The organism is Dolichospermum sp. UHCC 0259 (assembly GCF_009711935.1).
Taxonomy (GTDB): domain Bacteria; phylum Cyanobacteriota; class Cyanobacteriia; order Cyanobacteriales; family Nostocaceae; genus Dolichospermum.
This window is the reverse complement of record NZ_VIKX01000018.1, coordinates 12,035-28,588: the sequence shown is the minus strand read 5'-3', so window position 1 is coordinate 28,588 and position 16,554 is coordinate 12,035. Positions and strand designations below refer to the sequence as shown.

General features: G+C 40.4%; 13 protein-coding genes. 3 read left to right on the top strand and 10 right to left on the bottom strand.

What is annotated here, in order from left to right; genetic code table 11:
* Window positions 1–90: 90 nt before the first annotated feature.
* Window positions 91–657, top strand: coding sequence for an SRPBCC family protein (locus FJR05_RS02160; RefSeq protein ID WP_168642596.1), 567 nt, complete (start codon window positions 91–93; stop codon window positions 655–657).
* Window positions 658–662: 5 nt separating this feature from the next.
* Window positions 663–1,238: a DUF924 family protein gene (locus FJR05_RS02155; protein ID WP_168642595.1), complete on the top strand. Its 576-nt coding sequence runs from the start codon at window positions 663–665 to the stop codon at window positions 1,236–1,238.
* 261 nt (window positions 1,239–1,499) lie between these two features.
* Here the strand turns inward: FJR05_RS02155 and FJR05_RS02150 are convergent, their stop codons facing one another.
* Together FJR05_RS02150 and hemL are read right to left on the bottom strand one after the other, a co-directional pair.
* A complete protein-coding gene (locus tag FJR05_RS02150; RefSeq protein WP_168642594.1) occupies window positions 1,500–3,092 on the bottom strand; it encodes a serine/threonine-protein kinase in 1,593 nt (530 codons plus the stop codon).
* Between the two features lie 335 nt (window positions 3,093–3,427).
* Window positions 3,428–4,726: a glutamate-1-semialdehyde 2,1-aminomutase gene (gene hemL / locus FJR05_RS02145; protein ID WP_168642593.1), complete on the bottom strand. Its 1,299-nt coding sequence runs from the start codon at window positions 4,724–4,726 to the stop codon at window positions 3,428–3,430.
* A 137-nt stretch (window positions 4,727–4,863) separates the two neighbouring features.
* Between hemL and hisIE the strand changes: the two genes are divergently transcribed.
* Window positions 4,864–5,514 carry a bifunctional phosphoribosyl-AMP cyclohydrolase/phosphoribosyl-ATP diphosphatase HisIE gene (gene hisIE / locus FJR05_RS02140; RefSeq protein WP_168642592.1) on the top strand — a complete coding sequence of 217 codons (651 nt, stop codon included), beginning with the start codon at window positions 4,864–4,866 and terminating at the stop codon, window positions 5,512–5,514.
* A gap of 101 nt (window positions 5,515–5,615) precedes the next feature.
* Here hisIE and FJR05_RS02135 read toward each other — a convergent pair whose 3' ends face one another.
* From FJR05_RS02135 to FJR05_RS02100, 8 genes are all read right to left on the bottom strand, one after another.
* Entirely contained in the window at window positions 5,616–7,073 is a 1,458-nt protein-coding gene (locus FJR05_RS02135; RefSeq protein ID WP_168642591.1) for a PP2C family protein-serine/threonine phosphatase, read from the bottom strand.
* A 128-nt stretch (window positions 7,074–7,201) separates the two neighbouring features.
* Window positions 7,202–7,621 (bottom strand): ATP-binding protein, encoded by a 420-nt coding sequence (locus tag FJR05_RS02130; protein WP_168642590.1) that lies wholly within the window; start codon window positions 7,619–7,621, stop codon window positions 7,202–7,204.
* A 223-nt stretch (window positions 7,622–7,844) separates the two neighbouring features.
* A complete protein-coding gene (locus FJR05_RS02125; protein WP_168642589.1) occupies window positions 7,845–8,168 on the bottom strand; it encodes an anti-sigma factor antagonist in 324 nt (107 codons plus the stop codon).
* Window positions 8,169–8,279: 111 nt separating this feature from the next.
* On the bottom strand, window positions 8,280–10,400 hold the full coding sequence (gene glgX / locus FJR05_RS02120; RefSeq protein WP_168642588.1) for a glycogen debranching protein GlgX: 2,121 nt from the start codon (window positions 10,398–10,400) through the stop codon (window positions 8,280–8,282).
* On the bottom strand, window positions 10,387–10,758 hold the full coding sequence (locus FJR05_RS02115) for an STAS domain-containing protein (protein WP_174783551.1): 372 nt from the start codon (window positions 10,756–10,758) through the stop codon (window positions 10,387–10,389). The genes glgX and FJR05_RS02115 overlap by 14 nt, the downstream gene beginning before the upstream one ends.
* A 75-nt stretch (window positions 10,759–10,833) precedes the next feature.
* Window positions 10,834–12,654: an AGE family epimerase/isomerase gene (locus FJR05_RS02110; RefSeq protein ID WP_168642587.1), complete on the bottom strand. Its 1,821-nt coding sequence runs from the start codon at window positions 12,652–12,654 to the stop codon at window positions 10,834–10,836.
* Window positions 12,655–12,723: 69 nt separating this feature from the next.
* Window positions 12,724–13,326 (bottom strand): DJ-1/PfpI family protein, encoded by a 603-nt coding sequence (locus FJR05_RS02105; RefSeq protein WP_168642586.1) that lies wholly within the window; start codon window positions 13,324–13,326, stop codon window positions 12,724–12,726.
* A gap of 233 nt (window positions 13,327–13,559) precedes the next feature.
* Window positions 13,560–16,553, bottom strand: coding sequence for a nuclear transport factor 2 family protein (locus tag FJR05_RS02100; protein WP_168642585.1), 2,994 nt, complete (start codon window positions 16,551–16,553; stop codon window positions 13,560–13,562).
* Between the last annotated feature and the right edge of the window lies 1 nt (window position 16,554).

The window sequence follows — 16,554 nt, the reverse complement described above, 5'->3', positions numbered from 1 at the left end:
TGCGATGCCCTGAGCCTGTCGAAGGGTCGAAGTGTTCCCTTGCCCCAACGACAATTTTTAACGCCAACCTACTTATATCGGCATTATATTATGTCCAACTCAAATCTTAAAAATGTCGCTTACCCCACACTACCGCTCTCAGATACCCTTTGGAGTCAAGATCAGCAAAGACTACTAATTCAGGGAGAAGTATTGACAGAAATTCGATCTCATACCTACTGGGGTGGTGCTGTTACTGCTTGTATATATATACCACTAGTTAGATCCCATGTTTGGCAACAAATTACAGATTACCCCCGTTGGGTCCAATATTTTCCCGATATTACCAAAAGCGAAGTTATATCCAGAGGAGATGTTAAACGTCTGTATCAAGCAGCACAAAAAGCCTTTTTATTTTTGACAGCCCAAGTAGAAATTTATTTGAGTGTGGTAGAAGTATTAGGACAACAAATCCATTTTCAGATGGAAAAAGGTTCATTTACAGATTTTCACGCCAAGTTAGAACTTAAAGATATGGGGAATGGTACTCTCCTAGCTTACACGGTACAAGCCACCCCCCACATTCCCATCCCCTCAATTTTTATTGAACAAGCAATGAATTTGGAGTTACCCGCAAATCTATGTAAAATGCGACAGGTGCTTTGTAATCATCAATAATAGCAATGTCACAGGCAACAACTATTTTGGATTTTTGGTTTGGTCATCTAAATGACCCAAATTACGGGAAAATTCAGCCATTTTGGTTTGAAAAACAACCAGACTTCGATGCTAAGATCCGCGACTTTTTTCTGGAAGATTACCAAAAAGCGGTAGCAGGATATTTACATGATTGGATGAATTCACCAGAAACGTGTCTGGCTTTAATTCTGTTGCTAGATCAATTTCCCCGAAATATGTTTCGTGATACCCCACAAGCCTTTGCAACGGACCGGGAAGCACTATCATTAGCGCAACATGCCACAAACAAAGGCTATGATAGACAACTATTAGCTGTGCAACGCTGGTTTATATATTTACCCTTTGAACATAGTGAAAACCTAATTGATCAACGCAAATGTATTAAGTTATTTCAACAACTTAGTCATGATCCCTATAGTGCAAAAGCGATTGAATCAGCTTTTCGACACAAGGAAATAATTGCCAGATTTGGTCGTTTTCCTCATCGTAATGCCATTTTAGGACGGATCTCTACTCCAGAAGAAGAGGAATTTTTAGAACAACCGGGTTCTTCTTTTTAAATTGGAGACTGGGCTATTTTCCCCTGCACCTTATGTGGGTTCACCTGAGTTCGGTGTTAGGAGTTCGGAGGTTCTCCCTTGGAGACGCTACGCGAACGGAGTTATGATTTTTTCAACGAGAGAATAAGGGTTTGAGACTCATACTTGGGGCGAATTTTCCGCAAATTATCTTATGTCGAACTCAGGTGGGTTCAAACCCACATTCCCCACTTCAATTTGTATTTAGTAGGTGAACACAATAAAACCAAGGGGAATGTGGGATTAAAATAAACCGCGCTTACCATTCGGACGTACCGTTAACCAATTCGTCTTAGCTACAGCCAATTGTTCATCAGTCACCTTAGCGCCAGTGAGATTAGCGCCGGATAAATTAGCTCCCCGCAGATTAGCTTGACTTAGATAGGCTTGACTTAGGTTTGCACCTCTAAGGTCTGCACCTTCTAAATCAGCATTACTAAAATAAGCTTTGCTTAAATCCGCATCTTTGAAATTTGCTTCTTGTAAACTTGCCCTTCCAAAGTCGGTATTGTGAAGATTCGCTGCTTGAAAATTAGGTTGCTGAAATTGAGCAGCATGGAAATTACTTTCTGATAAGTTAGCACTAGGTACACTCAACCGGATAAAATTGCAGCCTGCAAAATCCCGTCTTCCTTTTTCATAAGCTGCTAGTAGACTTTGGGAATCTAATTTTCGAGCAGAAAATGGATCATCAGCATTATTTACATCTCTAGTAGCTGGTTTAGATGCCAATTCTCTACCCTGATTGCGTCCATGTTTCCATTCTGTGTCTATTGTTGCTGGTGTCTTGTCTTTTCTCGCTCGAATAGATGCCGCTAATTTCGCAACACTATCATTGTTACCACGAGTATAACCAATAGAATCAATTCCAGAATTTGAATAGTTCTGTGTAGATCCAGAGGGTTTAGATAGTAAGCTTTGGTTTAAACTATCTAAATATGGCTCCATGTCTAAAGCTGTAAGTACGTCTTGTGCGGCTTGATAGCGATTACGGACTGATACGTCCAACATTTTTCTCAAGACCTTAATGAAATGGTCACTGGCCTGTACCAGATGTTCCCACATCATTTCCCCTGTGGTGGGATTGTATTCTAAGTCTTTAGGAATTTTCCCAGTCAGCAAATAAACACAAGTTACTCCCACTGCATAGATATCACTGGCATAAACTGGACGCATAGCCATTTGTTCAGGAGGTGCAAAACCAGGAGTACCAATTGCATAAGCTGTTAAAGCTGATTGTTCAGACTGATTGCTTGTGACTTGACTAACTTTATTTTTGACAGCACCAAAATCAATTAGTACCAATCTGGCATCTTGAGAACGACGAATTAAGTTAGCTGGCTTAATATCACGGTGAATTACCTGTTGCTCGTGGATATATTGCACCAAGGGCATGATTTCACTTAAAAATTGTCTGACTCCGGTTTCACTATAAACTCCATTTTTTTTCACTTCTTGTTGGAGTGTTAAACCGCTTATGTATTCTTGCACCAAGTAAAATTGATTGTTATCTTCAAAATAGTCTAGTAGCCTGGGTATTTGGGGATGATTACCGATTTTACCGAGAGTTTCTGCTTCTCTGGAGAATAACTCCCGTGCCATGTTTAATATATACGGAGTTGTAGTTGCTGGACGTAATTGTTTAATTACACAGGGAGGGTTGCCGGGGAGATTTTGCTCTACTGCTAAAAATGTTGCTCCAAAACCACCTTGACCTATGGGTTTAATTACGCGAAAGCGATCGCGCAATAGCAATTTCGAGCCACAAGCCTGACATATTAGACTAGAGGCTGAATTTTTAGGATTGGAACAAGTGGGATTTACGCAATAGCTCATGCAATGTAAACTCGCTGCGTAACAGCTTAATGGGAATAGTGATGCTCTCATTACATTATGGAGAGCAAATTCAAATTTATGCTAGATTATTGACGCGGAAATTTATTTTTTGATTCCCTCAAGCCCTGTGGACAATTTTATAAGTATTCTGACAAAATTAAATTCACTCGTTGAGAGAGGGAACAAGGAACGGGAAACAGGAAACAGAAAAATCAGTTGTGTAATTAATTATATCCCATTACATTAGTAATCGGATGTGATAATGAATTGATTAGGGTAGCCAGGGAATAGGCAACAGCGTATTTATTACCTATTACCCATCACCTATTACCTATTTACAGACTAGACAGCACCTCTTTGGCAGCAGCTAATGTCTGTTCAATATCTTCGGAAGTATGTGCTAAAGAAGTAAAACCAGCTTCAAATTGAGATGGTGCTAGGTAAATACCATGCTCTAACATTCCGCGATGAAAACGACCGAATTTCCCCGTATCCGCCTTTTTGGCATCTTCATAGTTATGCACAGGCCCTGCGGTGAAGAATAGCCCAAACATAGCACTAATATTACCACCACAGGCAGCATGACCTGTATCTGCACAGATTTTTAGCAATCCATCAGCTAACTGTTTAGTAATCTTTTCCAAATACTCATAAGTACCTGGTTTGCTGAGGAGTTCCAGGGTTTTAATTCCCGCTGTCATGGCTAAAGGATTACCAGAAAGAGTCCCAGCTTGATAAACAGGCCCTGCGGGGGCAACCATTGACATAATCTCACGACGACCACCGTAAGCGCCGACTGGTAAACCACCACCAATGACTTTACCCATTGTGGTTAAGTCGGGGGTAACACCAAATTTGGCTTGTGCGCCACCGTAGGCAATACGGAAGCCTGTCATCACTTCATCAAATACAAGTAATGCCCCATGTTCTTGAGTAAGTTCCCGTAGTCCTTCTAGGAAACCAGCATCAGGGGTAATAAAACCAGCGTTACCAACTACGGGTTCGAGAATGACACCGGCGATTTCGTTGGGGTTTTGTTCAAATAAGGCTTTTACGGCTTCCAAATCATTGAAAGGTGCGGTTAAGGTGCTGGCGGTGACGGATTTGGGTACTCCTGGGGAGTCGGGTAAGCCCAGGGTAGCGACACCAGAACCGGCTTTGACCAAGAACATATCCGCGTGTCCGTGATAGCAGCCTTCAAACTTGATCACTTTTTCTCGATTTGTAAAGGCTCGCATCAGGCGTAATACCGCCATACAAGCTTCTGTTCCAGAATTCACGAATCTCACCATTTCGACGCTAGGAACAGCATCAATGACCATTTCGGCTAAAACATTTTCGAGGACGCAGGGAGCGCCAAAACTTGTGCCTTTATCTAGGGCTGTGTGTAGTGCGGAAATTACTTCTGGATGAGCATGACCACAAATGGCTGGTCCCCAAGTACCAACATAGTCAATGTATTTGTTGCCGTCTATGTCCCAAATATAAGCGCCATTAACACGATCAAAGACTATGGGTTGTCCCCCGACGGATTTAAAAGCGCGAACGGGAGAACTGACTCCTCCGGGCATGAGGTTTTGAGCAGCAGCAAAGATTTCTTGTGATTTTGTGGTTTTAATTGAGGTATTGACCAAGGGTATCTCCTATGAGGTGGTAATGAAAATTGATCTTATATCTTAGAATAGGGTGAAAAGCTGCTTGTGAATTTCTCTGGTATGGGATTAACTGAAAATGGTATGTTGAGTCAAAGAATTATTGTAAATTAATTGGTATGTCTTCTTCTGAACTGAAATCGTTTTCATCTGCTATCCCTGTGGACAAAATTCGCTACGATGACAAGGGTTTAGTTCCTGCCATTATCCAAGATTATTTGGATGGTACGGTGCTGATGATGGGTTGGATGAATCAGGAATCGTTACAAAAGACCTTGGACACTGGGGAAACTTGGTTTTGGAGTCGTTCCCGTCAGGAGTTTTGGCATAAGGGCGCGACTTCTGGACATATTCAGAAGGTACAAACGATTCGTTATGACTGTGATAGTGATGCTCTCTTGATTGGGGTGGAGCAATTGGGTGATATTGCTTGTCATACGGGGGAACGCAGTTGTTTTCATCAAGTTGATGGCACGGTGACAGCACCACCGGGAGATAGTTTATCACAGTTGTTTGCGGTAATTTGCGATCGCCGCGATCGCCCCAATGAAGATTCCTACACCTGTAAATTATTGGCTGGTGGTGATAATAAGATTTTGAAAAAGATTGGTGAGGAAAGCGCCGAGGTAGTCATGGCCTGTAAAGATGATGATACCGATGCGATCGCTGGTGAAGTTGCAGATTTGTTTTATCATACTCTTGTAGCCTTAGCACATCATCAAGTTGATTTAAAAGCAGTTTATCGCAAGTTACAGGAACGGCGGAAATAACCTGAAGTGATGAGGATAGGCAGGTGTATGATGGTGTCAGAAATCATCTGATGGCTTACACTACGCTACACCATAAAACAAATAAACATTCACAGGATGTTTTATATTTTAACTATTCTTTCTTCCGCAACCCTGTTTATGCAAAGCATTGTAATATCATCAAACTGTGGAGCATCAGCAACAAAAGCAAATAAATTAGTTTTGATAGAATTGAGCAAATCCTTGGCTGAACCGGCTGGCTGCTCTAAAATATCCCGCAATCGCTTGTCTGTAAATAACTTGCCTTCAGGGTTTTTGCCTTCAGTCACACCGTCAGTATAACCAATCAATATATCACCAGGTTCAAGCTGAACTTGCTGAATTTTAAATTTACTTCCAGACATCATCCCTACCGCTGGACCAGTGGATTTAAGAGTATTCTTCACACCAGATTGGTTAACAATAAACAGCGGTTCATGTCCACCATTAATATAAGTAAGTATTCCTGTTTCTGGTTCTAGAACACCAAAAAACATGGTTGCAAACATACTCATTTGCCAGTGATTTTGGGCAACATATTCATTAGTTCTAGAAACTGCTTGCAGAGCATTTAAATGATCTAAATTTTTGAAGTCAGACTCACCAATCCAACCACCAATGGGCTGATTGTCCTCAAGAATTTGATGAGCGAGTCCACGCAATTGTGTTTCTGAAGAAAATACACGGATTAAACTCCGCATCAAAGCCATGAATAACGCTGCTCCTACACCTTTATCACATACATCCGCAATTACGAGTCCTACCTGATTATTAGGAAGTTCAAAAGTGTCGTAGAAGTCTCCAGCTACCTGACGAGCAGGATAGAAACAAGCAGCAATTTCCCAATTAGGTTGTTTAACTAGTTCGTAAGGGAGAAAATCAATCTGTATTTGTCGTCCCTTTTCTAGTTCAGCGTCAAGAGCTTTTGAATATTTATCAAGTTTAGAATACAGACGAGCATTTTCCAAAACTAAGGACATCTGGTCAGCCGTTAGCAGCATGAGATTAGCAGTTTCTTGGCTAAAATGCCCCGGTTGAGAGTGCAATAAGGTAATAATACCGAGTAATTCTTCACCTCTGATAATAGGAACAGCTAAAGCAGAACGGACTTGATAAGGCTGATTAGGCAAGGTAAGCCAGCGATCATCGTTTTCAGTATCCGTAATTAATCCTAATTCACGGTGACGGATTACCCAACCAGCTAAACCCTTATCCAATACATTACCAATTAGATTTTTGCGTTGTTCAGGCGTTACTTCTGTGCGTGACAAAATCGCGTCTGTTACCTTTCCAGAAGGTTCAAGTAAGAACAAACTACCTTTTTCAGAGTGGGTTTGCTCCGTAGCTACATCTAATGTAGTCTGTAATGCTGTTTTTAGTACCTCCCCTTCCGTTGAAGAGCGTGCCATTGATACTAATTTTTCTAGCAAATGACTTTGAGCCTTAAAAACAGCTTTTTCATTTCTGAGTTTTGCTACTTCGCAGCGGAGTGATTCTAGTTCTTTGTAATCTACTGTTTGAGTCTGATTATTAAAATTCATAAATTGTCCCAAAAATTAGATGCCTAATACCCGTATGTTTTTTGTTGTGCAAATGCTTAACCTACTAACATAGATTAATTGGGGCTGAATTAACTTAATATAGCTCAAACAAACATCTATAAAATAGTCTACTTGCAATTGATCACAAAAATGTTGCGATTTTTATCTCCCTCACGTTCATAGAGGTATTTATCAACACCTTGCATGGCTAAATATACTCCCAGTCCACCTATTGTCCGCTCTTCCAATGGCTTATTTAATTCTTCAGTTGCGACAGTCACCTTTTCGTGAGGATCGTATTTGGCTCCTGTGTCTTCAAGACAAATAGTTAAAGTTGATTCCTGAAAAGTCCCAGATATCTCTAATTTACCTTGTAAACCAGCTTCTTCATAGCCATGAATAATTATATTAGTAGCAATTTCGTCAACTGCCAGACGCAGCTTATAGCCGGCTTTTTTATCTAAGCCCGCAGATTCAGCCGCTTTGATCACGTATTTAGCGATCGCTCCTAAAGAGTCTAATGTTCCCGATACGGTTAAAGTTTCCATAAACACTGGTTTTGATATTGAGCGATAATTCAGTTGAATATTTACAACTTTCCCAGAAAGGAAGATTGATATTTTTTCAAATTTCTAGTGTTGCTGATTTTATCTATGAAAATGATTTTTTGTGATTTCCTAATCCCTGTAGAAACTTTCCGGCGGAAAGTCTCTACAATTAAATTCAGATTATGTTTACTGCAAACTCAAATTGCTACACTCTGCTTATTTATTAAGCCTCGTACTTATCTACCAAATAAACACTCTGGTCAAAGCCAGTCTTCTTGATAGTATCCAACACCGTATCTTTTTGAGCGCCTACAACATAAATATCTACACCAGGCAGCTTTTGTTGTTTAGCGAAGATCAGCACCCGGAGTCCGGCACTAGCCATAAACTCTAAGTCTTGCATCATCAGCACTAAACGTTTAGGATTTTGGTCAGCAGCCTCTTCTACCTTTGCCTTAAAAAGATTTGCTGTACTAGCATCTAGTTCTCCAGCTAAAGTAATCTTAGCGATATCATCAATTGTTTCCAGAGTTACATCTAAAGCCATAATTTCCTGTGAGTATTTGAATTACAAAAAAGTAAGTAATGCGACAGAATTAATTAAACAAATGATTTTTCTGTTCCCAGTTAAGAGTTCCCCGTTCCCTCTCTCAAGAATTTATTTACCTATCAAAATTGCCAGAGAGCGATCGCCCAAAAGCAATCCCGACTGATTTTCCAGTACAGGTTCAGTACCAGGTTGCCAACTATCATGCGGTGTTGTCGCACCAGTATTAGCAAAAATATGCCAATTCATGCCCATAGGCAAGCCAGGAATCTCAAACCATAAAGATTCCCAGTGCATATTCATCGCTACATAGATATAATTATCTTCCACAGTGCCTTGCTTGGCGTGTTTTCCACACAGCATAAAAGCCAGAGTCCGACTAGCATCAGACCAATCTGCGTTCCATGCCCTTGTTCCATGCCAAGTGATATCTGCGTAACCACTGCCCACATAATCCCGATTTTGGAAATGCCAGGGATTTCTTAACACTGGGTGGAGATTACGGAAAGCAATACAATGTTTAAAAAACTTAAACAAATCTGCATTAGTTTCCAACAGCTTCCAATCTAACCAGTTCAAATCATTATCATGGCAATAAGTATTATTATTACCATACTGAGTGCGTCCCACCTCATCACCCATGAGAATCATTGGCACACCCTGACTCACCATCAGCATAGCCAGAGCATTTTTAATTTGCCGACGGCGTAAAGCATTGATACCTGGATCATCTGTTGTCCCTTCCCAACCACAGTTCCAGCTATCATTATCATTAGTGCCATCGTTATTATTCTCACCATTAGCCTCATTATGTTTTCCATTGTAGGAAAACAGATCCATCATGGTAAAACCATCATGTGCCGTAATGAAATTAATTGATGTTGCCGGAGCGCGGCCAGACCAAGCATACAAATCAGGAGATCCCTGCAAACGTTGAGCAGCATCCCCAACCGTACCATCACCCTTCAAGAACTTACGAATCCCATCACGGTATTTACCATTCCATTCTGCCCAACGTCCATAAGCTGGGAAAGAACCGACTTGGTATAAACCACCAGCGTCCCAAGCTTCAGCAATCAGTTTACACTTAGCCAAAATCGGGTCAAAAGCTAAAGATTCAAGCAAAGGAGGATTTGCCAAAGGTGCGCCCCAAGGATCACGACCTAAAATAGCCGCCAAGTCAAAGCGGAAGCCATCAATATGATATTCTGAAGCCCAATAACGCAGACAATCTAAAACTATACCTCTAACAATGGGGTTATTGCAGTTGAGAGTATTACCAGTACCGCTAAAGTTGTAATAATACCCTTCCGGGGTCAGCATATAATAGGTCTTATTGTCAATCCCTCGAAAAGAAATTGTCGGACCATGCTCATTACCTTCAGCAGTGTGGTTAAAAACTACATCAAGAATTACCTCAATCCCATTTTTATGCAATTCCTTAACCAGTGTTTTTAGCTCATCCACCTGCATTCCAAATTTGCCTGTAGCCGCATAACCAGCCTTGGGAGCAAAAAAACCAACGGTACTGTAACCCCAGTAATTATATAGAGTTTCCCCAGTTTGGGGATTAGGACGACTATTTTCAAACTCATCAAACTCATAAATAGGCATCAACTCCACAGCGTTGACACCCAACTCTTTGAGATAAGAAATTTTGTCCCTGATACCTGCAAAAGTACCCTGATGTTTTTCTTTCACACCAGAAGAAGGATGACGGGTAAAACTGCGGACGTGCATTTCATAGATGATTTGATCTTCGGGAGGAATTTCCAAAGGACGGTCATTTTCCCAGTCAAAATCATCAAAAGCAATTCTCGCCCGATGGTGGTAGATATCATTCCAGTCAGGAGTTACGCCCCAAACATCCCGACCACCAATAATTTTGGCGTAGGGGTCCATCAAGACTTTGCTAGTATCAAACCAATGACCTTCCCGGAAATTATTTGGCCCATCCATGCGGTAGCCATATTCCAGATTTTCATAATCCAGGTCAAAGACAGTCATACAATAAACATTACCAATCCGAAATTCTTCAGGAAAAGGAATTTCTGCTAATGGTTTCTTGGCGTGTCTTTCAAATAGAACTAAAGTACAGGATTTGGCATAACTTGAAAAAATAGAAAAGTTAACTCCTCCTGGAACTAGGGTTGCACCAAACGGGAAAGGTTTTCCGTTGCGGAGTTTGAACCCCTCATAAGTATGCGTTGGATGAACATCAATTCTTTCCATTTGACTGTTCCTTATTCAGGGCTTCTAATCCTGCTTTTCGGTCTTGAGTAGTTACAAAAAAGTCTATAAACCCTGTGACAGTCATAGTATCTGTGAGTTCTTCATTCAAACCCACCAATACTAATTTGCCTTCTTTGGCTGTATTTTGCCGATGTATACTCAGCAAAGTCCGCAAACCTGCACTGGACATATATTCTACCCCATTCACATCGAGCATAATTTTACTTCCTGGTGCTACTAGAGGTAAAACTTCTTTTGTCACCGATGCTGCGGTACTGGCATCTATATCACCCTCCACCACAACTATGTTTATGTCTTCAATGGTTGTGATATTAATCTTGATTTTAGTTTCTTCCATCTTGCCAACTTCCGGTAGATTTATATTGAGATATGGGAAAGAGGAGTGTTTCTCCCCTCTTTCTTCTCTCTCTAGTTATACAGGTACAATCTGCACTTTTATTTTCACTCGTTCGCTGGTTTTGGGTAAGGTGACAGTTAAAGCTTCTGCATCGAAATTGCTATAAGGTTCGCCGTCAATTTCGCACTTACCAATTTTCACACTACCGGGTGGTAAAATATCTGGTGATACTCGGAGAATATTATCGGGGAATCCACCGGGAATAGGCTTAAAGTAGAAGTCCATCGGTTGTTTAGTAATTAGCAGATTTGTATAAACCGCTGCTAAATAACATAATTCAAAAGAGTGATAACCACTCATGGAATGAGAACCTTTACCTCTTTCGTTACCCCCAGCTAGATAGGGAATACCGTTAGCTAAAACGTTGAAATAAACCCCACCCTCTTCTAAATCCAAGAACCAAGCATTATAGAAAGCTGCGGATTCACGGGCTAAACGGTGATATTCTTTGTTATCAAGAATACCTGCGAGAATTTGATAAGCTAGGATTGCTTGTTCTTGTTGCCACCAAGCTTTGCGATCGTGCCAAACAAAGCGGTAATGCTCTTCCCCTTCACCAAGGCTGCGTTCTACAACGTCATACCAACCACCACGTTGCTGATCACTACCTACTCCGGGCATAATATCAGCAATTTTTTTAGCGAGATTGACATAGCCATCTTTAGCTTTGAGGCTTTGCATCCGCATCAAGTTCCAGGCAATTTTCAGGTTGTGACCGACGACAGCGCGGTTTTGTTGCCAACCCCAACTTTGATCATGAGACCAGTCTTGGAAGAATCTTTCTTGCACAAATGGGCTATTTTCATAGTCAGGGAAACGCTTTTCAATAGTGTCGAAGGTATACTCCAACATATCAGCGTATTCTTGTTTACCTGTCGCTAACCACAGGTTAATTAGGTAAGCGGGGGCATGATCACCGACAGAGTTCCAGTTTTTTGTTCCCTTATTGTGTCCTAATGACTCGCTGAGAGGATCTAATGTCAATGGATCGAGGTGAGAGAAATATCCACCATCTTCGCCTTTGTCGAGTAAAAACTCGTTAAAGAGCTTAATAGTTTTCTCTGTGTCATCCATAATGCGAGGATCACCAGTACAACGATAGGTTTGAATGGGACCGGCTAGGGCGTAAATTTGTTCATAAGCAGGGATAGCATAGTAATCGTCCCCAAATTCGGAAGCAAAGATTTTATCTTCTTTTTCTCCCTTGACATCAATTCCGTGATACCAGTAGACAATCCCTTCATCTAAGTCTACAAACCTCATGTGTTCGCGCAGGTACTCAGTCCCACGTTCTGCGGCTTTGAGGAAACTATCATTACCAGTCATTAAGAAAGCAGTAGCGAAACCATAAACTAAACGAGAAATAGTATCGGTTTCTTGACGAAAATTGGTGGTTGACTGTACACCACTAAGATTCAATGTAGTGCGATATTTGCGGTAGTCGTAGTCACCCTCACCAAATTGAGCTTTGAGGTAAAATTTGCCTAAAGCATTAATTTGTTTTACCCACCAATCTTGTTTCTCGAAAACGTAATCTGTTTTCTGACGACCAGCAAAAACTATCTGTTTAGCATCGAAGATATCTTTATCTGGATAAAATACCCCATAAGTAAATAAATACCTTCCTGGTAATAGCATGGCTCTCATGCTGGCAGTTGCATCAGGATAGCCTTCGTCAAAGTTTTGAATTAACTTCGCATAGGCCATGGGACTAATTTTAATTTGAAACTCTCTGCCATCAGAAGTTTGCAGTCCAAAGGTGTCGCTATTACCGTCATATTCGGTAACGTATCCAGCGATGAGATCAGAGAAGGTAAAATCTACCTTTGTGGTCATAAAATTTCCTCGTTTTGTTAAGAATTTATTGGGTTAAATTACTTGAGTTAAACTATAGTATGCACAGGACTAATTTTTCTCAATTTCTTGAACAAAAGTTTCCATGAATTGGTCTACCATTCCTGGATGTTTGCCTGTAATCAGATTACCATCAATGACCAAATCAACAGTAACATCACCTTCATAAATAACATCCGCTCCGGCATTTTCTACGTCACAGATGATGTTATGAGCGCAGGTAACTTTTTTGCCTTTAATTAAATCTGGGTCTGCACAAAATAACCACAAACTATGGCAAATAGTCCCTAATTTTACGTTATCTGTATTTGCTGCATTTCTGAGAAAAACAACGGCAGGAGCTTGGTTTTTTTCACCTTTTTTGACATTGACTTGATATCTGAGCCTATCCATTGCATAAGCTCCGATACAAATAATGCCTTTATAGTCACTGGGGTTGATATCTTTAACTTCTGTGCTGACAGTAACGTGATATTCTACTTGATCATTTTCGGGGTTTGAACCAAAGTGTAGTTCTTTGTTTCCCCATAAATGAGAAATATATTCTACTTCATAACCCTGTTGGGGAAAATATTCATTAAAACGGCGGAATTCTGTGCCGTCAAAATGTTCTTCAATGAGTACACCGATTTTGCCTTTACTAGTAGCTGTCATATTTTCTTTAATCCTTTATAAGCCATGATATTATCGAGCAATAAATTCATACTGTTTTGATATTTTTACTGCCAACATAACCATACAATGACATTGTTGTTATGATCGGTGGTTTTGACTTTTTTAATGAAAGCAGAGTGAGTTAAGAGAAAAACCATTTATTTTATCGGGAATAAATTAGCTCTTTTTAACTCGACTCTGTCTAATTAGATAGATGTGATTTGCCAGTTCAGTTAAAATTTGAGATTCAACTGAGAAGGATCGGGATATACACGCCATTCATAAATGCGATCGCCGTCAAACCGATAGATATCTGTACAAGGAACTTGGACAAACCGCTTGTCAACTTTATTGACATAGTTCGCATCCATTTCCAAAATTACTGTGTTACCAACTGCCCATGTACCTCTGGCATTATGAGTAGTTAATTTCAGGGTTTTATAGATATGCTGTAAAAATCCAACGCAAGCATCTGGACCAATTACAGCTTCATTAGCACCGACTTTGTAGAGTAAGTCGGGGGTAAAGAATGTTTTAAATTCTTCCCAGTTTCCGGCGTGTAAAGCCTCATACATTTTACCGATTCTTTGTAGGAGGAAATCGCTAGAAACTGCTGCTTGGGGTTTGACTTCTTCGGTTTGAAATACAGGACTAATATCCATGTAAATTCTTAGTTCTTGGACTTTATCACCTTTGAAGACAATTGTATCACAGCAAGGTAAACGGAAGACTTTACCATCATGACGGATGTAGGTAACTTCCATTTCACAAATTACAGTATCTCCTTGTTCCCAGATATTAGTAATGTAGTGGTGGACTTTAGCTACTGTTTGCAGAAACCCAACAGAAGTATCTTTAATACCTTGAGGTCCATAAGCCACTGGAAAGTTACTAAATTGGTAGTGGGCATCTTCGGTGTAGAATTTCACAAAATTATCTACATTCATGGACTCACCGGCTTCAAACATCCGTCTGACTATTTCCGATTTTTGACCTGAACGGACTAATGATTGAGTCATAGTTTTTCCCTCATTTGGTGCTGAATTTGTTGTGGAACTTTCAACATTTGCTTTGAGTTGATACACAGCTTTTTGCACATTTTCTAGTTTGGCTGCTTCTATAAAGCCTTGACCATCTGGATGTGTAAAAGCTAGATCACTTTTAGGTTGCAAATCTATGGTATAGGTGATGATTGGTAAAGAACCTGGTTCGGATGAAGGAGGATGCAAATGATTGATAAACCTACCAGTAAATAAAGGATGATCTACAAGATCAATGGTCAAACTTCTAGCTTCTTTATCAATGGTTAATCTTTGCTTCATCTCCATTCCAGGCATTTTTGCTTCCCGCAAAACACCATTAGGATAACGTTCTAGAATGGGAAATTGATCACTATAAGTTTGATTAGTCCATGCTTCCCAAATCTTTTCAACTGAGGCATTTACATTGGCACTAAAGGTGTTAAAAATTCTCTGGTTGCTGTTATGAGCAACTGGGGCAATATTATCATAAAACCAGTAATCTGTCCCATTGCTCAAGTTATATTCTTTTTGAGCTTTGGTGAACATTTCTCTGGCTTTTCTCTTAACTTGGTTAAATTCTAACTGTTCACCATTGGGACCTTTACAGTAGAACAATAACCAACCATCAAAATCACCAATTAAATCCAATTTAGCATATTTTAATGGGGCATTTTGCCTGGCTGTTTCCGAATCAATATGAATAATTCGGTTAGCCACAACGTTCTCAATTCCTCGCTTTTGACATTCATCTTCTAACATCTTGGCGAAGGCATCGAGATCCACATCATCTTTGACATGAAAAGATAGGTGGGGTGCGTTGACATGACCAATTCCAGAAGGAATTTTATCAAAAATACCAGGTGCAGTAGGTGTTAACTTGGCATCTCGAAAATGGATCAGTTCTACACAGGTATTACCAAAGGAAATAAATCTAACATCCAATGATTCCTGAGAACCATCTCTGATATCAGGTACACCTAATGATTTGGGATTAATACCTGTTTTCCATGCTTCCAAGTCTTCTTTTTGGAATAGGAGATTATGTAACTCATCCCCAATAAATCCATCTCCACCTATGGCTGGTTTTCCACCCAAAACTTCAACGTAAAATTCTAGGGCTTTGGTCATATCACTAACTGTGATACCGACGTGCTGTAGTCCTTGTAAATAATGACCTAAGCTTTTTGGCTTGCCATTAATTTCATTAAAGACAGTTTGAGATGTGGTTGCTGAACTAGACATAAGAGATACTATGCCTCCTTGAAGGTCGTGATGGACTATGCTGGGTGCAAATGTGGTGGTCAAATATTGCCGAAATGCTTGGGTACTAACACCATCGGCTTTTCTGACCATGACATGGAATTTGATGGCTTTGATTTCGCCATTGGCTGTATCGTCAACAATACGGTTAATATAGGTGATAGAGTTGCCGGGGCTGGTGTTGTAACCTATGGCTTTGCGAAACAGGTTATGCTCGTCATCCATGAGAATGGCTGAAGCTGCAAACCATTTATTTCGTTCGGCTTCGCTGGTAAATGTTAACTCGGCAATACTATCAAAGTTCTCTTCTGGGTCGCTAATGTAGTCTAAACCGGGAATTTGGGGAAAATAGCCCATTTGATCATGATCTACCCGAAATTGCCAGTATTGATATTGACCTGGTAATCTGGCGCAAACTGGTCCGTGTACATTTCTCCAATAGTTCTCAAAAAGTTCTACTGAGATTCCTGGCTTTTTCCACAGGAGGACATAAAAGGCTACTTGCCCTTGCTGATCCTCTGCGGAATAATCAGTTTTAGTGGACTGTTTGCTTTCTGCCAGCATTATTGCTTTCCTCTGCTTGGGATAGAGTTCGTCAATAATCAAATTAAAGGTAGCAAAACAAGCTGCAACTTTATTAAATCCCCCATAGACACACAAGAACAAGAGTAATTCTTCAATTTCTGCGGGGGTTGCGCCTTGCTGGAGTGCCATTTTGAGATGGGCTGCAAAGAAGTTGCCAGAACCTATATGATCTTGATTGACGACATCAATGGCGATCGCAATCAGAGCTTTGGTTTTCTGGTCAATTAATGGCAACTTCCAAGCTTCACTTGCTACCCGAATAACAAAATCACCAAACTTGGAACTGATTTTTTTTAGACCCTGTTGCAGTTCAGGATGATCCAAAACTGCATTTTTTTGGTGTACTAACTCCTGTTTCATC